This is a genomic window from Streptomyces sp. NPDC050147, assembly GCF_040660195.1.
GTDB lineage: Bacteria > Actinomycetota > Actinomycetes > Streptomycetales > Streptomycetaceae > Streptomyces.
This window is the reverse complement of the sequence record NZ_JBFALJ010000022.1, coordinates 1-16350: the sequence shown is the minus strand read 5'-3', so window position 1 is coordinate 16350 and position 16350 is coordinate 1. Positions and strand designations below refer to the sequence as shown.

Here is a 16350-nt window from a genome sequence, read left to right as displayed (position 1 = left end):
CGGGGATCGTCAGTGGCGGGCTCGGGGGGTGGCCGGGGGGTTAGCGGGTTTTCCACAGGCACGGGTTTGTCCACAGCCCCTCACGCCGCTGGAGCACGGCCAGTAATCTCAGCGCCCATGGAGCAGAGGCATCTCGGCCGTACCGGCCTTCGCGTGTCCCGGATCGGACTCGGCACCCTCACCTGGGGGCACACCCAGGAGAGCGACGCCGCCGATCTGCTGAAGGTGTTCTGGGAAGCCGGTGGCAGCCTCGTCGACACGGCTGATGTGTACGGCGACGGGGAGGCCGAATATCTGCTCGGACGCCTCATAGAGCGGCTCGTGCCGCGGCACGACCTGGTCATCGCGACCAAGGCGGGCAGCGTGCCGGACCCCGACCGCCGCTTCGACGGCTCTCGGGGCCACCTCCTCTCCGCGCTCGACGCCTCCCTGGCGCGCTTGGGGACGGACTACGTGGACCTGTGGCAGGTGCACGCCTTCGACCCCTGTACGCCCCTGGACGAGACGCTCCATGCCCTGGACATCGCCGTCAGCAGCGGCCGGGCGCGCTATGCGGGCGTCTCGAACTTCTCGGGCTGGCAGCTCGCCAAGGCCGCGACGTGGCAGCTCGCCGCCCCGGGCACGCGCACGCGCCTGGCCAGTACGCAGATGGAGTACTCCCTGCTCCAGCGCGGCGTCGAGCGGGAGCTGCTGCCCGCCGCGATGGACCTGGGCGTGGGTCTGCTGCCCTCGTCGCCCCTCGGCCGCGGCGTGCTCACCGGGAAGTACCGCCACTCCACCCCGGCCGACTCGCGCGGCGCCTCCGAGCACCTCGCGCCGTTCGTCGCGCCCTATCTCGACGACGCCGCGAGCCGCGTCGTCGACGCGCTCGCCACGGCGGCGGACGGCCTCGCGGCCACGCCCCTTCACGTCGCTCTCGCCTGGGTGCGCGACCGCCCCGGAGTGACCGCCCCGATCGTCGGCGCGCGCAACGCGCAGCAGCTCACGGCCGCATTGTCAGTGGAGACCCTTAGTCTTCCTGACGAGATCTGCCGGGCGCTCGACGACGTGTCGGCGCCCGTGCACCGCTACCCCGATCACGACTGGAGCACCCTGTGAGTACGGAGCCGGAAACCGCTGCCGCGGAGGAAGCGGAGAAGGCCGCTGCCGCGGAGGAGACCGGAGCGGGGGCGCCGGAGGCCGAGGGCGCGGCCGACACCGCGGGCTCCGAAGAGGCAGCCGAAGCGGGCGGCTCCGCCGACGGCGACGCGCCTCACACCGCTGCCGCCGAGGCCGGTTCCGACGGCGTGGGCGAGGCGGGCGGCTCGGCCAGTGCCGAAGCCGCCGCGGAGAGCAAGGAGCTCTCCGAGACCGAAGCGGAGATCGCCGCTCAGCGGGAGCTCCAGGAGCGGATCGCCGAGCGGAAGGCCGCCAAACAGGGGCCGGTCGACGCCGGGGCGAAGCTCAGCGGCACGGCGGCCGACCTGCTGGCCGCGGTGCGCGCGGTGGAGAGCGGCGAGAAGCCGGTCGCCAGCGCCTTCAGCGAGCCCGGGCCCGCGCCCCGCAAGTCGGCTCCGGAGCCCGCGCGGCGGCCGCAGCCCACCGCGGCGGCCCCCTCGGGCCCCGGTGACGAGACCGTGGAGGCAGTCCGCGCCGTGCTCGCCGAGGGCGGCGCGCCCGCCGCCCTCGCCGCGCGGACGGCGGCAGCGCTCGGCGAAGGCGCCGACGCTCGGCTGCGTGCGGACCCCTGGCAGTTGCTGCGGGTCAGCGGCGTGCGCACGGAACAGGCAGACGGGTTCGCGCGGGCGCTGCTGGGGGCGGAGTGCGGGCCCGAGGACGAGCGCAGGGGCCGCGCGATCACCGCGTGGCTCCTGGAGCAGGCGGCCGTCGCGGGGCACACGGCCCTGGACGCGGCGGCGCTCACCGCGGCGCTCGGCCGGCGTGCCGTGCCCGATCCGGACGCGGCGGTGCAGAGCGCCATCGCGGAGGGCGACATCCTGGTCTTCCAGGACGCCGTCGAGACACCGGGGACGCCGGCCCCCGCGCGGGAAGAAGGCGACAGCGAGGGCGAGGAGACGGAGCAGCCGGTCCGCGTCCTGGTCGGCCTCGAGCAGTACGCCCTCGCGGAGGAGAGCCTCGCCGACGGTCTCGCCCGGGTGATCAACTCCCTGACCAAGGAAGAGGGTTCGGGCCCGCGGGCCGCCGCATGGGAGTCCGCGGCAGGCGAGGCCTCGAGTTCCACCGCCGAGCTGATCCGCGCGGTGGCCGGTCACGGTCTCGTGCTGCACACCGGCGGCGAGGCGGCGCGTGCCGAGCCCGCCGCGGTGGTCAAGGCCGCCGCGGGTCTCGGCCTGCGGTCCTGGGCGGTCACGCACAGCTCCGCGGGCCGACGGCGCATCGCCGCGCTCGCGGGCACGGACGAGTCCGGAACGGACGACACGGGCCCGGAGGGGACGAGCCCGCAGGAGGCGGGCACCGCGACCGTGGCGGGGCTTCTGTCGGGCGCGGAGGGCCCCGGGCGGGACAGGGACGGCGCACTCGCCCTCGACCTTCTGGTGGTCCTGGACGCGCCGCAGCTGGACGTGGAGACCGCCGCGATGCTGGTGGAGTCCCTGCCGGACGGCGCCCGGCTGGTGCTGAGCGGCGACCCGGGGGTGCTGTGGTCGGCGGGCCCCGGCCGGGTCTTCGCGGACCTCCTGGCGGCGCGCTGCTGCCCGCAGGTCGTCTCACGCGTCCCGGACCCCGGGCCCATCGGGGAACTGGTCTCCGGCATCGGCATCGGCGAGCTGACCCAGGTCGAGGCGCCGGGCAAGGAAGTCGTGATCGTCCCCGTGCGCGACGCGGGCGAGGCGGTCCACCGCACGGTCCAGCTCGTGGCGGACTCGGTGCCGCGGGCGATCGGGGTGCCCCCGGAGGACACCCAGGTGATCACTCCCGGGCACGGCGGCGCCGCGGGCACGCGCGCGTTGAACACCGCGCTCAAGGAGCGGCTGAATCCCGGCCCCGGCCGGTTCGCCGGTTTCGATCCCGGCGACCGCGTCGCCCACGTCCCGGCGCCCGGGCGCACGACGCTGGGCCGGGTCCTGCGGGCCGACGCGGAGGGGCTGCACCTGGAGTGCGACGGCGCCCCCGTCGTCGTGGCGAAGGAACAGGTGGAGCAGACGGTGCGGCACGCCTGGGCGCTCACCGCGCACCAGGCCGTGGGCCTGAGCTGGCCCGCGGCGGTCGTGGTGCTGCCGGGTGACGCGACCGCGGCCCTGAGCAGGCCGTGGGTCTACACCGCGTTCAGCCGCGGTGAGCGCCACCTCTCGGTGGTCCAGGGCGCCGAGCAGGCGCTGCCGCGCGCGGTGGCGGAGATCCCCGCCAAGGCCCGCACGACACGCCTCCAGACCCTCCTGCGCCCCCAGGTCCCGACCACGGCCTGAGCCGCGGAACGGTCTCGCGCTCCCAGGTGCCGGTGGCCGCCGCGGCCACCGGCACCCGCGAGCCCGCGGGGTCAGCGATCCGCGTCCAGAGGTCTTCTGTCGTCGTCGACGTCGAGCACGTCCGCTTCATCGACGTCATCGACCTCCTCGACCTCCTCGACCTCGTCGAGCTCCTCCAGGACCGCCACGGCGTCGGGATCGACACGGACGTGGACGTCGGGGTCGACCTCGATCCCGTCGTCGTCCGGCTCGTCGTCGAAGACCGCGCTGACGTCGAACCGGCACACGACCCGGTGCGGGTCCGCCTGGTCGAAGGGGGCGTCGAGCCACTCCCCCGGCTCGGCGGGTTCGTCCGCCGCGGTGACCCAGAGCGTGGAGTCACCCTCCTCCAGGCCGAACTCCTTGTGCCGGGAAGCGATCTCATCCGGTTCGAACTCACCGAAGAGGACCCCGAGCGCGGCGTGCACACTGCTGCCCGCCGCCGCGGCGGCGGGACTCTCGCCCGCCGTGCCCGCGTCGAGGTCGGCGACCCGCTGGGCCTGCGCGAGGAGCCGCTGCGGCTCCGCCACGGCGTAGTCCCTGCGGATCAGCACGCTGAGCGCGTTCGCCTCCTCCGGGCCTTGGTACGGCGGCAGCACTCCGCTGTCGGAACCGGGGATCTCGAAGGGGGTGACCTCGTCATGGCGGTCGTAGAGAAGCTCGTCGTACTCCTCGGCCGCGGCGGCCAGCTCGTTGAACGCTTCGTAGACGGCCGGGTCGTCCTCCCCCGACCTGCGTTCGACCGCGGCAAGGTGACGGTCGAGCGCGGTCTTGACCGCCTCGGCGGCGGCGCGTACCTCGGCAGCGGTGGGCTGCGCAGCATCAGACATAGTGCAGACGCTATCCGTACCGGGCCCGTACTTGCACAATAGATGCGATGCCGGAATACGAATTTGTCGACGTGTATGTGCCGCGCGGGGTCACCCGCAAGGAAGCGACGCGCCTGCTGACCGACCACGCAGAGTATGGCCACTGGGAACTGGACCGCCTGAGCCTGCGCACGGACGGCAGCCGCAGGGTGCGGCTGAAGCGGCGGATCATCCGCCAGCTGCGGGCCACTTGGTGAGGTGAGGGAACGAGCACGGAGGGTGCCCCGATCAGCCGGGGCACCCTCCGTTCTGCGTACCGGATCAGGCGGCGACGCGCACCCTGATCAAGCGTTCGACCGCGTCCTGCGGTACAGCACCGTGCCCGCGAGCAGCATGCCCGCACCGACCGGAAGGACGACGCCGACCGGCAGCTCGCTGCCCGTCTGAGCAAGCGTCTCCGAGCCCTTGGGCTGCGCGATGGTCTGCGCCCCCGGCTGGTTCGCCCCCGGCTGGTTCGGCTCCGTCCGGTCGTCCCCCGGCTTCTCACCCGGCGCACCGGGGTTCCCCGGCTCTTCCTGCCCGCCCGGCTTCTCCGGCGTCTGAGGCTTCTCCGGGCCGCCCGGCGGCTGCTCGGGCTTCGTCGGCGGCTTCTCGCTGCCCGGCGGGGTCCCCTCGCCCGGTGGCTTCTCGCTGCCCGGCGGGGTCCCCTCGCCCGCGTCATTCGAGCAGTCGTTGCCGCCGGTCGCGTTGCCGAGGCCGCCGATGGTGACGCTGTTGCCGCAGACGTTCACCGGCACGTCGACGGGCAGCTGAACGTCGTTGCCCGAGGCGACGCCCGGCGAGTCACTGGTGTGCCCGTCCGCCGAGGACCCGCCGCCCGAGGGCTTGTCGTTGCCGCCGCCACCCTCGTCGGAGGTGTTGACGCAGTTGTTGCCCGCCGCCGGGTTGAGCACACCGACGACGTTGACGCTGTTGCCGCAGACGTTCAGCGGCACGTTGACCGGGAGCTGGACCGAGTTGCCGGACGCGACTCCCGGAGAATCCGACGCTCCCCCGCGGGCGCCCGAGTCGGCTTGCGCGTATCCACCGCTGATCGCGAGCACGCCCGTCGCGGCCGCCACCGTGATCAGGCCTTTACGAGTGACCTGTCGCATAGGTTTTCCCTGCCTTGTGACTTTCAGGAATGCGTGCGCGCCTCGGGGCGCGCACACGGAATGCCGGAAGGCCCCGGAGTGCATGGCGCGCACTCCGGGGCCGACAGACTCAGACCCTCATGGGGTGAGGCACTGCAACGTCACTTGTTGACGCAGGTGTTGCCGAAGGCGGGGTTCAGCAGCCCGATCACGGAGACCGTGTTGCCACAGACGTTCACCGGCACGTGGACGGGTGCCTGAACGACATTGCCCGAGAGCACACCGGGGGACTTCACAGCGGCACCCTGAGCACCGGCATCGGCAGCAGCGATACCCGCACCAGCGAGCACGAGACCACCAGTAGCAGCCGCAGCAGCGACGACCTTCTTGATCATTATTCCTCCTTGTTGGCAATGCGATCCCAGCCGCGGACCGCACCACCTGTAACGAGGAGGAAGTATTGAGGCTACGAGCGTATGGTCGCTTTCACTCTTTTCAGTCAAATGCGCACGCGCTGACGATTATTGGAGTTTCGTTTCAGCACACATTCCTCTCGCGCGGGGGCGTACGGACCGGCGTTCAGGAGGCGTCGATGAACCGGTCGAGCACGCGCACACCGAACTTCAGGCCGTCCACCGGCACCCGCTCGTCCACACCGTGGAACATGCCCGCGAAGTCCAGCTCCGGCGGCAGCTTGAGCGGCGCGAAGCCGAAGCCGCGGATGCCGAGGTCGTCGAAGGACTTGGCGTCCGTGCCCGCCGAGAGCATGTACGGCACGGCGCGGGCGATCGGGTCCTCGGCCTGGAGCGCGGTCTGCATGGCGTCGACGAGCGCGCCGTCGAAGGTGGTCTCCAGGGCCTTGTCCGCGTGCACGTCCGTGCGCTTCACGTGCGGGCCGAGCAGCCGGTCCAGGTCGGCGAGGAACTCCTCCTCGAACCCCGGCAGGAAGCGTCCGTCGACGTGCGCCGTCGCCTGCCCCGGGATGACGTTGACCTTGTAGCCCGCGCCCAGCTGGGTGGGGTTGGCGGTGTTCTTGAGCGAGGCGCCGATGAGCTTGGCGATGCCGCCGAGCTTGGCGAGCGTCTCATCCATGTTCTCGGGGTCGAGCTCGGTGCCCAGCGCGTCGCCGAGCTCGTCGAGGAAGTGCCGCAGCGTCTTGGTCACCCGCACCGGGAACTCGTGCCGGCCCAACCGGCCCACGGCCTCGGACAGTTCCGTGATCGCGTTGTCCTTGTGGATCATCGAACCGTGACCGGCGGTGCCGTCCACGGTCAGCTTCATCCAGTGCATGCCCTTCTGGGCCGTCTCGATGAGGTAGAGCCGCAGGTCCTCGTTGACCTGGTAGGAGAAGCCGCCGACCTCGCTGATGGCCTCCGTGACGCCCTCGAAGAGCTCGGGGTGGTTGTCGACGAGGTAGCGCGCGCCGTACGTGCCGCCGGCCTCCTCGTCGGCCATGAAGGACACCACGATGTCGCGCGGAGGCTTGCGGCCGGTACGCATGCGCTCCCGGACGACCGCGAGGGTCATCGCGTCCATGTCCTTCATGTCGACGGCGCCACGGCCCCACACGCAGCCGTCCGCGATCTCCCCGGAGAAGGGGTGGTGCGTCCAGTCCTGGGCGTTGGCCGGTACGACGTCGGTGTGGCCGTGGATGAGCAGCGCGGGCCGGGAGCGGTCCTCACCCTCGATGCGGGCCACCGTGGAGGCGCGGCCGGGGTGCGACTCGAAGATCAGCGGCTCGAGACCCACCTCGGCGAGCTTCTCCGCGACGTACTCGGCGGCCTTGCGCTCCCCCGGGCCCGAGTGGTCGCCGTAGTTGCTGGTGTCGATGCGGATCAGATCGCGGCAGAGATCGACGACCTCGTCCTCACCGGTGACGGTCCGCGACCGGTCCGCCGCGTCCGCCCTGTCGGCCCTGCTCGACTCGCTCACGATGGTTCCTCCCGCTATCGCTGCTGGTGGTCCCCCTCATCCTCCCGCGTTCCCCCGCCGACGCCCAAGGCCGGGCACCCGCCGTCATACGCGGTTCACGCACCTGACCTGTGTGATCAGAGGCCCCCGAATGTTTGCTATGGTTTTCCACGTCGCCGCGGGAAACCGCGAGAGACCACCGGTCCGGGTGGCGGAATGGCAGACGCGCTAGCTTGAGGTGCTAGTGCCCTTTATCGGGCGTGGGGGTTCAAGTCCCCCCTCGGACACCAAAGATTGACCACGAACGCGCTGGTCGGGAGCGATCCCGGCCAGCGCTTTGTGTTGCCCGCGAAGGTGTTCGGCTTTGATCCGCGCGCCTCGTGGAACGCCCCCCGCACGGCTGCGGGGGGGGGCGCTGTGGCCGGGTGATCACCGGCCGCGGGCGTCGGGGCCTTCGGGCAGATCCGGCCCGCCCGTCACCTGGAGCGGTCCCGACAGGGGTGAGACAGGGACGCAGTGCGTGCTGTCTTCGGGTACGCCGGTGTGTTCCTCGCCCTCGTCGTCGCGGTAGCGCCATGCGAACGGCACACCTCGTGCCGTCATCACGTCGGGGCCGTCCATCAGCTGGAAGTGCAGGTGGGGCTCGGACGAGTTGCCGGAGTTGCCGCATTCGGCCATCTCTTGGCCCGCCGTGACCCGGTCGCCCACGGCTACGCGCAGCGAGCCGCGCCGCAGATGTGCGAAGGCCGCGTACACGCCGTCGCCGATGTCCAGAATGATGTAGTTCCCCATGAGATGGGCCGGCCAGCCGAGACTGCGGACGAAGCCCTCCAGGTAGAGGAAGAGGAAGGCGGGGAGCGACATGCGCGAGAGGTGGTCCCGCTGTCGTCCCCCGGTCGCGACGACGACTCCGTCGGCGGGGGCGAGCACGGGCATGCCGTACGTGGGATAGAGGCGGGGGCGCCGGGCGAGTGGCCAGATCCAGCGGAAAGGCGGTGCCTGCGGCGTGACTCCCTCGCCGTCGTCGCCGCTCGCCTCGGGGACATGCTTCAGGTCGATGGCGTACGTCTGCGCATGGCTGTGTGTGTGGCTGGGGACCTTCGTGGCCGGGCCGTTGAGCGCCATCCAGCGCCCGGTGACAGGGATGCCGAGGAGCACCGGCTCGCGGTCCTGGGGCGGGCGCTGGGCGCGGATCAGTGTCACGCGCATGGTCTGACCGACGATCAGCAGCGCCACGCCGGTGTACCAGAGCGGGCCGAGACCTTGCGTGTTCACCACGACGCACAAGGCACCGGCGGCGAACACCAGGCCATAGCGCTTCCACAGCATCACGAGCATGTGCACCTCTTCGCAGGTGTGTCAGTACGGGCGGCGCCCGCATCCTGTCACGGTGGAGTGACGGGTTCCGGCGGGGTTCGGCTTTCTGTCAGGCTCCGATGGGGGCCAACTGCTGGCTGGCCAGGCGCCGGTAGGTGGCGTCTTCCGCCATGAGCTCCAGGTGACTGCCGCGGGCTCTCAGCCGGCCCTGCTCGATGACGAGGATCTCGTCGGCGCCTGCTGTGGTGGAGATGCGGTGGGCGATCGTGAGCACTTGGCAGTGGGCTCCGATGGTGGTGAGGGCGGAGCGCAACGCCCTCTCGGAGTCCGAGTCGAGGTTCGACGTGACCTCGTCGAGGAGCAGGACCGCGGGGCGGGTCAACAAGGCCCGGGCGATGGCCAGACGCTGGCGCTGGCCGCCGGAGAGCCCGGCGCCGCCCTCCCCCAGGTTGGTGTCGAGGCCGTCCGGCAAGGCGGCGACGACGTCGGTGAGGTGGGCCGCCTCCACGGCCTGGGCGATCTCTTCCGCCGTGGCGTCGGGCCTGGCGTAGACGAGGTTCTCGCGGACCGTGCCCCGCATGAGCGGGGAGTCCTGCTCGACCAGGCCGATACGGGAGCGGAGTTCCCGCAGTGGCAGGAGAGCGGCGTCGTCACCCGAGACGCGGACCGTTCCCTTGTCGGGGTCATAGAAGCGTTCGATCAGCTGGAACAGTGTGGACTTGCCCGCACCTGACGGCCCCACGATCGCGGTGACACCGGTGGGGGGAAGCGCGAACGAGACGTCGTCGAGGGCTCGGGGCGCGGTGTCGGAGTAGCTGAAGGTGACGTTTCGGAACTCGACGGCGGCGGCGCCCTCGGACTCGCCCCGGCCCCGCGCCGTCACAGGTCCCGCCGGGGCCCCGACGGTCTCCTGGTCGATGGTGGCGAGGTCGTTGACGCGGTCGATGGCGGCCCGGCCCTGCTGGAACTCCCCCAGCGACATGAAGAGCGTGACCAGCGGTGAGACGAGATAGAAGAGGTACATGATGAAGGAGGTGAGGTCCGCGGCCGGGAGGGCTCCCGTGGTGGTGCGGGCCATGCCCCAGGTGATCACCACCGCGAGGGAGACCTGGGTGCCCACGTTCATCGCGGGCATCAGCATCGCCGACAGCCGGGTCACCCGGATTCCGCTGCCGCGTGCGGCGTCGGCGAGCGCGTCGATCCGCTCGGCTTCGCGGTGCTCGGCGCCGGAGGCCTTGACCGTGGTGAGCGCGCCGAGGACCCGGAGGAGTCCTGACCCGTAGTCGCTGGTGTCCTCGCGGTTCTGGACCGCCCCCTTGCGGACCGCTCTGGCCAGGAACAGCGCGAGGGTGGACGCGGCGCCGAGACAGCCGGCGGTGACCAGGAGCAGCCGCCAGTCGATCCAGGCCATGACGGCGATGCAGCCGACCGTGGTGAATCCGGCTGTGATCATCTGGGCGACGGACGAGGACAGGGCGATCCGGGCGAGCGAGGTGTCGGAGACGGTACGGGTGAACACGTCACCGTGTTCGAGCTTGTTGAAGGCCCGTATCCGGGAGTGGAGCAAGCGTCCCGTCAGGGTGGAGCGCATGTCGAGGACGATGTTCTCGCCCGCCCGGCCGATCAGGTAGAAGTGCGTGGCGGCGAGCGCCGCGTCCGCGACGAACAGGCCGGCGATGGACAGGATCGGCCAGGTCGTCGACTTGTCCAGGGAGACGGCTTCGATCAGGTCGCCGATGAGGAGCGGCTGTACGAGGGTCGCGGCGGTGCCGCCGAGACCGAGGAGGATGCCCACGGCGAGGAGCACCCGGTGGCGCCGGACGATCGCGGAGAAGTTCACGACGCGTCCTGCCCGAAGGAGATGGCCATGATCACCGCGATGCTCGTGGCGAAGACGATGCCGAGGGCCATCGCCCGTCGGGTGAGCCGCCCGTTCTCCCGGAACACCGCGGACATGCCGGGCGCGGCGAAGGCGAACGTGACCGCGAACCACACCGCACGGCTTGTTGTCATCATGGTTCCTCCCTTGTGCTGCTCGCTGCACCGGCGGTGGTTCAGGCGCTCTTCGTGTACGTGGTCAGGAACATCGGGTACTGCTCGGTGTAGGGGGAGAGGTTCCAGTCGGCGTAGCGGCCTTCGGGGGTGAGTCCGGCCGCCGTGGCGTATCCGTCGACCTCGTCGGGGGTCGTGAGGCGCGCCAGCTCACTGCCGACACGGGTGCTGCCGTCGGACTCGTACCAGATGTGGGAGCACTGCCAGATCTCAGAGGTGAGCGTGGAGTGGGTCTGCAGTCCCGTTCCCGGCTCCGGGTAGGGCGTGAAGAGGGTGGTGCGCAGCCGGCCCTCGTGGAGGGCCTCGACCGCGGGGCGGTTGCCGGTCTCCACCACCAACCGCCCTCCGGGGTGCAGCAGTTCGGCGGCGCGGCGCACCGTCTCCTGCTGGTCCTCGGGGCTGAGCAGCATCGACAGCGTTCCGCACACCGCGTACACCAGGCCGTAGGTGCGGGTGTCGGTGTACGTGCGGATGTCGGCGTGCACGGGGACGACCTGGCCGCTCCCCGGGGCGTCGGCGAGTTGGGCGAGCATTTCCGGGGACGAGTCGACTCCCGTCACCTGTCCGGTCTTCTGGGAGAGCGGGACAGCGATGCGTCCGGTGCCGACCCCGAACTCGATGGTTCCGGTTTCGGGGTCGGGGTGGAGTCGGGCCAGGGCGTCCGCGGTGGCCTGGGCGTCGGCGCCTTGGGGAAAGATCCGGTCGTACCACTTCGCGAACTGCGCGCCGTAGCCGATGTCTGCAACTGTGCTGGTCATTACGGGGTGTCACTTCCCATGGGCGGTGTCCGGGGGCTGTGGCGCGGCTCAGGTGGGCCAGTAGCCGCTCCTGGTCTGCATCACGGAGCGCAGGAGGCGCACGCGTCCGTCGTCGGCGAACTCGCCGAAGGTGAAGACCTCCATCTCGCCTGCCCGGCGCCCGTCCCGCGAGGGCACCATGGAGTAGCGGGCGGCGAAGCGGTTGCCCTGGGTGAGCGCCGTATGGACGTCCAGGGTGTAGTCGGGCCCCTTGTCGCGGGCCGCGGCGAGGGACTGCAGGGCCGCGGGGCGCTGCATCGACGTGCCGTTGATGTACTGGACGGAGTCCGGGGTGTGGAACCGGTCGTAGGCCTCTTCGAGGGGCACGCCCGGGTCGTTGGCGAGCTCCGCGAAGGTCGTGAGGTAGGCCGCGGGGTCCGTCGGCGCACCGCTCGGTGCGCCGACGGTTGCCGCGTCGCTGTCCCACGTCTCGGTGTCGGCGCCGCCCCATCCGTACGTCGACCGCGCGGTGGTGACGGTGGACGCGACCCGTCCGTCGTCCGCGAGGTCGGCGAAGATCACCGCTTCGGTGTTGTGCCGTACCTGCATCACCAGGGGCTTGCTGATGGTGTAGCGGGCGGCGGCGCGGTCGCCGTCCACCACCGCCTCGTGGATCCACAGCTCGTACGGCGTCTGGTCCGCCCGCCACTGCGCGAGGTTCTTCAGTGCGCCGCTCCGGTCGCGCTGCTTCCGGTTGACCACGTGGCCGGCGTCCGGGACGTGGTAGCGGTCCCAGACGTCTTCGAGGCTCTCCTCGGAGGCGAATGCGTCGGCGGTGTAGGTGCGAAGGTAACCGACGAAGTCATCGGCGGGGATCGGGGCGGTGGTCATGGCGCGTTCTCCAACACTGGTGTGGCGGTGGTTCTCGGTGGTGCTCAGGCCGCGGCGAGGTGCGGACCGACCCGGCGCATCGGGGTGTACGGGGAGATGAACAGGGGCTCGGGCTCTTCGCTGGTGTCGTGCCCCGCGGCTCGTACGACCGCGAACTGGAAGCCCTTGACGTTCGCCTCACCCTGCTGTTCGCGGATCGTCTTGCGGATGAACTCGGCGAGGACCCGGTAGGAGGAGGTCTTCTGCACCTCCGTCGCACCGGCCTTGGTGGCCTGCTGGAGGATGGCGGTGCACAGGTCGAACACCGATTTCTCCGGGCGGCGGGTGGCGAACCAGAACGCCTGGTACATCCTCCGGGGCTCGATCATGTCGATCTCGCTCCACTCCGACGTCCCGCCCGTGTGGTCGAGGGTGCGGTAGACGTAGTGGAAGTCGTGTGTCGCCGGGTTCGGGGCGAAGAACTTCCAGTTCGGTATGAACGAGAAGAGGTCCTTACCGCGGACCCGGTCGAACGCCGGGTGCGGATGCTGCGCGGCCACGGTCGCCACCAGCATCCCCGCGCCCACGACGCGCGCCAAGGAGCCGGGACCGGTGAAGGTGTCCTTGAGCATGGCTGTCGGCTTCACCTCTGTGCTCCTCGTCCGTCGAGGGCGGGCTCGCTGTGCGCGTCGCCCGTGGCGTGCTTCAAGAAGTCGGTCATGTGCTGCACCGTCTTGTGGGCGTACAGCGCGTTGGTCAGCAGGGAGTCGTGGTCGGCTCCGTCGACGACCTTCACCTCACCGCTCTGGTGCACCCGGACCAGTTCGTTGTACATCAGGAGCTGCTCGGGGTCCTGGTCCACGGTCTGCTGCGCAGCGATGATCAGTGCGGGCGCCGCCACCTGCGGCAGGTCACCGTCGAAGGACCTGAAGTCCTTCTCGACCGCTGCCCATTCACGTTTGCCGGCCTTCCAGAGGCGGGCGTCGGTGTACTGGGCGAACACCTTGTCCCGGTAGTTCGCCGGGAGCCTGTCGAGCCACGCGGGGCGGCTCATGAGGATGCCGGTGCCCAGGGAGAGGTAGCGGGCCGCGTGCGTGATGTTGTCGTTGAGGTCTTTCGCACCGTCGCTCTGGCGCTCGGAGCGCTGCAGCTCGGCCGGGTGGGACGGATCGAGGTAGACGAGGCCGGCGACCCGGTCCGGAATCCGGGCCGAGACCCTGCGAATCAGCTCTCCGCCCAGGGAGTGGCCGACCAGGACCGCCTTGCGGTGCGCGGGCACGGTGGCGCGGATCAGATCTTCCAGATCGTCGACCGACTCGTCCAGGACGAAGGGCGCGCTGGTCCGGCGGAGGCTGCCCGCGTACCCGGCTCGCGCGTAGGCGACGACCGCGCTGTCCGAGTCGTTCACGAACCGCTCGGTGATCCAGGCGAAGTGCTCGGAGGTCGAGGTGAGCCCCGCGCAGAAGACGAGCACCGGAGCATTCGTCTCGTCGTCCCGGCCGCCCGTCTCGTACATGAGTTCGTTGCCGTGCCGGGTGACGAACTTCCGTGACGTGGGCCAGCCTTCGAGGACCACGGCGCGGCGCTGGGCGGCGACCGCGGCGGCGACGGCGATGCCTCCGGCGAGGAACAGGCCCGCGGCCTTCACCGCGCGGTCGTCGCGACCCGCCACCAAGGGGTGCGTCTTGGGCGCCGTGGTGTAGGCGACCATGGGGTGCATGGCCGGGAAGGCTGTCATGAAGCGTCCGAGCCCCATGACGAAGCCGTTGGCCACGTGGAAACTTCCCGCTGCCGCGATCATCGGGCGGGCCAGCTTGCCTCCGGCGAGGTACACGACCGGGAAGAGGCATTCCATCGCGAGCACACTGTGCTGCAGGTATTTCGCGGTCCGGGGGTAGCGCTGGGTGAGGCGGTAGGCGCTCTCGAACCCATAGGTGCGGGTGCGCATCACCCCGGGCAGCGCCGAGCCGTCACGCCACTTCTCACCGATGAGCTTGACCCAGCCGGAAGCCGCGTAGGAGAGGCTCGCCTGCATCCCCACGTACCAGAGGAACGCGTCCTTGGTCTGTGGGCTGTTCGAGAGGCGGGCGAGGCCGGTGGCGGTCTGCACCAGGTTCGCCACCTGGTCCGAACCGTCTGTGCCATAGCGGTGGCGTGTTTGCAGCAGGGAGGTGGAAGCCGTGAGGAAAAGGCTGCCTGCCCCGCGCCATCGACTGTTTCCCGGAAAAAGGAGCCCGGCACTCACGGCGGCTCGCGCGACGTGTATCGCCACGGTTGCCTTTTTGCCACTGACGGCCTCGGTGAGTTTACGAATTGCCAGGTTCTTGGTCTCCGGAGTCTCCTTCATGATTTCCCAGTCGTTTAGTCCACCGGGGTCGAGCTGCTTGTGCTGGTGTAGATATTCGAGAGAGGAGGAGAGAGTGGTGAGCGCGGAGAGTCGCTCAGACAGACCCAGGGCACGGTCCCGGGATATTGGCACCGGAGAGAAAAGCGACGAGACAACCTTCTTTATTCGTCTCACAAGATGTTCCTCACGACTGAACCATGGGTGAGCTAATATCTGAAAGCTGTCGGGCCGCGATTGCGGCGCGGCCCGACAGCTCGCCTGGTGCTCGCAGAGATCACACTCCGAGCGGCTTCAGAAGCCCACACTCATGTCAAGGGCTACTGACGGTGTTCTCTACTTGCCGCCGGCGCCGGCGGCACGGCCGAGCTCATAGGCGCCGACGATGGTCGCGCCGGCCGCGAGCCCGCCGCCCGCGTAAGGGCAGGTGACCAGGACGGCCGGGGTGAAAGCGACCGGCATGGTGCGGGTGACACGGTCCTGCTCGCCCTCGGTCAGGGTCGGCGCCGTGATCGAACGCACGCTTTCGATGATGTGAGTCATTCTGATCTCCTTTTCGAAGATGCTCGGAAAGCCTGGCGGCCTTTACTGGCGGCCTTTAGTTGACGACACGGCCGGCGACGTACGCGCCCACCGGGACGGTGAAGGCGACAATGCCCGCCGTGATCTTGGCAGTGACCGGCACGGCCACGGCCGGGGTGGCCATGACAGGGGTGCCGTCGGCGTTCATCAGGCCGTCCTCGAGGGAGCCCAGCTCCTGCTGGTTCATAAAGGCAGCGATCTCGCCCATGATCCATTCCTCCTGTTGATTTAAATCGAGGCGTCGGGGCGTTGGAATCGTCGCCGATTGTATGCAGTGAAATGCCGAAAGATTCCCGCATGGAATATCACCCATGAAATCAATGGACCACGCACGTCCCTCATGGGCGGCTGAAATTCCGAGCGTCGCCTGAGTTTCTTACTCGGCACCCGCTCGCCAACGATCGATCAACTCCCCGTTACGGGCACCACTATATGAATATTGCAGAGCTTGGAATCAAGCCCATTACGCGTGACGTGCATCACACACGGAAAGGAAATGGGAGACGACTGGCCGATGGCACTTCTCCACCCTTGGCGCGAAGTTGGTGATGACATTAGTCATGCTTTACGCATTGACCAGTGAGAATGAGGGCGCTGGGGTTCCGAATTCAGCCTGCCGTGCTGGCTCAAACTGGCCCACCGGTATTCAGCCCCGGCGAGGGTGGCTCCTCCCCTGGCAGTGGAGTTGCACCCCTGGTCGAGCCCGCTCTCCTTGCTGACGGCCGCACTTGGCCGCCCTCGTCCCGATCCGGTCACGCCGAGCGCCGGGCAGGCACTTTCCGGCCAGCCATGGCTGACCCGCCGCGGAGCAACCGCGTAGTGACGTGGGCCGATTCCCGCTGAATGTGACAAACGTAAGTGTCGAAAAGCGGGTGAGGGTGCGATTCACGAATGGACGGAGATATTATGCTGCTCGAAAAGGTGAACCAGAGCCCCGCGCTGGACGTCTTCCTAGCCGCGAATGACGTCACACGACAACTCCGGTCCAGTGCTGGGCGCTTTCCGCGCTGCATGCGCTCGCGCGAGGAACGGCACCGGACAGCGGTGAGCGGCATGACGAGAGAAGGAGCCATGAGCAGCGCGTCCCGGTCGTGAGGCCCACTCGCCTCGGTCACATCGGCCTCCAGGGTGATGCGTCGGGCCGGTCGCAGC

16 protein-coding genes and 1 tRNA gene are annotated in these 16350 nt (G+C 69.8%); 4 read left to right on the top strand and 13 right to left on the bottom strand.

Translation table 11 applies throughout. The annotated features are described in order from the left end of the window. Positions 1-117 precede the first annotated feature (117 nt). Positions 118-1098, top strand: a complete 981-nt coding sequence (locus AB0I94_RS28935) for an aldo/keto reductase (protein ID WP_363312636.1) — start codon at positions 118-120, stop codon at positions 1096-1098. Beyond that, complete coding sequence (locus AB0I94_RS28930) at positions 1095-3404, top strand: helix-hairpin-helix domain-containing protein (RefSeq protein ID WP_363312635.1); 2310 nt, start codon at positions 1095-1097, stop codon at positions 3402-3404. The genes AB0I94_RS28935 and AB0I94_RS28930 overlap by 4 nt, the downstream gene beginning before the upstream one ends. A 71-nt stretch (positions 3405-3475) precedes the next feature. Here the strand turns inward: AB0I94_RS28930 and AB0I94_RS28925 are convergent, their stop codons facing one another. After that, positions 3476-4273 (bottom strand): hypothetical protein, encoded by a 798-nt coding sequence (locus AB0I94_RS28925; RefSeq protein ID WP_363312634.1) that lies wholly within the window; start codon positions 4271-4273, stop codon positions 3476-3478. 47 nt (positions 4274-4320) lie between these two features. Between AB0I94_RS28925 and AB0I94_RS28920 the strand changes: the two genes are divergently transcribed. Then, positions 4321-4509, top strand: a complete 189-nt coding sequence (locus AB0I94_RS28920) for a DUF5703 family protein (protein WP_363210842.1) — start codon at positions 4321-4323, stop codon at positions 4507-4509. Positions 4510-4596: 87 nt separating this feature from the next. Here AB0I94_RS28920 and AB0I94_RS28915 read toward each other — a convergent pair whose 3' ends face one another. From AB0I94_RS28915 to AB0I94_RS28905, 3 genes are all read right to left on the bottom strand, one after another. Beyond that, a complete protein-coding gene (locus tag AB0I94_RS28915) occupies positions 4597-5406 on the bottom strand; it encodes a chaplin family protein (RefSeq protein WP_363312633.1) in 810 nt (269 codons plus the stop codon). Positions 5407-5546: 140 nt separating this feature from the next. Further along, the gene (gene chpH / locus AB0I94_RS28910) at positions 5547-5780 is read right to left on the bottom strand and encodes a chaplin ChpH (RefSeq protein WP_363312632.1); all 234 of its coding nucleotides are present in this window, start codon (positions 5778-5780) and stop codon (positions 5547-5549) included. 184 nt (positions 5781-5964) lie between these two features. Then, positions 5965-7317 carry a M20/M25/M40 family metallo-hydrolase gene (locus AB0I94_RS28905; RefSeq protein ID WP_363312631.1) on the bottom strand — a complete coding sequence of 451 codons (1353 nt, stop codon included), beginning with the start codon at positions 7315-7317 and terminating at the stop codon, positions 5965-5967. A 181-nt stretch (positions 7318-7498) separates the two neighbouring features. Here AB0I94_RS28905 and AB0I94_RS28900 point away from each other — a divergent pair. Beyond that, a tRNA-Leu gene (locus AB0I94_RS28900) sits at positions 7499-7586 on the top strand. 139 nt (positions 7587-7725) lie between these two features. Here the strand turns inward: AB0I94_RS28900 and AB0I94_RS28895 are convergent. The 9 genes from AB0I94_RS28895 to AB0I94_RS28855 form a co-directional block, all read right to left on the bottom strand. Continuing rightward, positions 7726-8634, bottom strand: coding sequence for a M23 family metallopeptidase (locus AB0I94_RS28895; RefSeq protein ID WP_363312630.1), 909 nt, complete (start codon positions 8632-8634; stop codon positions 7726-7728). Positions 8635-8722: 88 nt separating this feature from the next. Continuing rightward, positions 8723-10453, bottom strand: a complete 1731-nt coding sequence (locus AB0I94_RS28890; protein WP_363312629.1) for an ABC transporter ATP-binding protein — start codon at positions 10451-10453, stop codon at positions 8723-8725. Further along, positions 10450-10629, bottom strand: a complete 180-nt coding sequence (locus tag AB0I94_RS28885) for a hypothetical protein (protein ID WP_363312628.1) — start codon at positions 10627-10629, stop codon at positions 10450-10452. The genes AB0I94_RS28890 and AB0I94_RS28885 overlap by 4 nt, the downstream gene beginning before the upstream one ends. 38 nt (positions 10630-10667) lie before the next feature. Next, positions 10668-11423, bottom strand: a complete 756-nt coding sequence (locus AB0I94_RS28880; protein ID WP_363312627.1) for a class I SAM-dependent methyltransferase — start codon at positions 11421-11423, stop codon at positions 10668-10670. 48 nt (positions 11424-11471) lie between these two features. Beyond that, complete coding sequence (locus AB0I94_RS28875) at positions 11472-12293, bottom strand: nuclear transport factor 2 family protein (protein WP_363312626.1); 822 nt, start codon at positions 12291-12293, stop codon at positions 11472-11474. Between the two features lie 44 nt (positions 12294-12337). After that, positions 12338-12919: a hypothetical protein gene (locus AB0I94_RS28870; protein WP_363312625.1), complete on the bottom strand. Its 582-nt coding sequence runs from the start codon at positions 12917-12919 to the stop codon at positions 12338-12340. Continuing rightward, positions 12916-14382, bottom strand: a complete 1467-nt coding sequence (locus tag AB0I94_RS28865; protein ID WP_363312624.1) for an alpha/beta fold hydrolase — start codon at positions 14380-14382, stop codon at positions 12916-12918. The genes AB0I94_RS28870 and AB0I94_RS28865 overlap by 4 nt, the downstream gene beginning before the upstream one ends. A 570-nt stretch (positions 14383-14952) precedes the next feature. Further along, a complete protein-coding gene (locus AB0I94_RS28860) occupies positions 14953-15159 on the bottom strand; it encodes a hypothetical protein (RefSeq protein WP_363312623.1) in 207 nt (68 codons plus the stop codon). Between the two features lie 55 nt (positions 15160-15214). Continuing rightward, positions 15215-15406, bottom strand: coding sequence for a hypothetical protein (locus AB0I94_RS28855; RefSeq protein WP_363312622.1), 192 nt, complete (start codon positions 15404-15406; stop codon positions 15215-15217). Positions 15407-16350 lie beyond the last annotated feature (944 nt).

Coding starts and splice junctions, on each gene's coding strand:
- AB0I94_RS28880 (WP_363312627.1), bottom strand. CDS start 11,423: ATGACCAGCACAGTTGCAGACATCGGCTACGGCGCGCAGTTCGCGAAG.
- AB0I94_RS28925 (WP_363312634.1), bottom strand. CDS start 4,273: ATGTCTGATGCTGCGCAGCCCACCGCTGCCGAGGTACGCGCCGCCGCC.
- AB0I94_RS28915 (WP_363312633.1), bottom strand. CDS start 5,406: ATGCGACAGGTCACTCGTAAAGGCCTGATCACGGTGGCGGCCGCGACG.
- AB0I94_RS28895 (WP_363312630.1), bottom strand. CDS start 8,634: ATGCTCGTGATGCTGTGGAAGCGCTATGGCCTGGTGTTCGCCGCCGGT.
- AB0I94_RS28920 (WP_363210842.1), top strand. CDS start 4,321: ATGCCGGAATACGAATTTGTCGACGTGTATGTGCCGCGCGGGGTCACC.
- AB0I94_RS28935 (WP_363312636.1), top strand. CDS start 118: ATGGAGCAGAGGCATCTCGGCCGTACCGGCCTTCGCGTGTCCCGGATC.
- AB0I94_RS28875 (WP_363312626.1), bottom strand. CDS start 12,293: ATGACCACCGCCCCGATCCCCGCCGATGACTTCGTCGGTTACCTTCGC.
- AB0I94_RS28860 (WP_363312623.1), bottom strand. CDS start 15,159: ATGACTCACATCATCGAAAGCGTGCGTTCGATCACGGCGCCGACCCTG.
- AB0I94_RS28855 (WP_363312622.1), bottom strand. CDS start 15,406: ATGGGCGAGATCGCTGCCTTTATGAACCAGCAGGAGCTGGGCTCCCTC.
- chpH (WP_363312632.1), bottom strand. CDS start 5,780: ATGATCAAGAAGGTCGTCGCTGCTGCGGCTGCTACTGGTGGTCTCGTG.
- AB0I94_RS28885 (WP_363312628.1), bottom strand. CDS start 10,629: ATGATGACAACAAGCCGTGCGGTGTGGTTCGCGGTCACGTTCGCCTTC.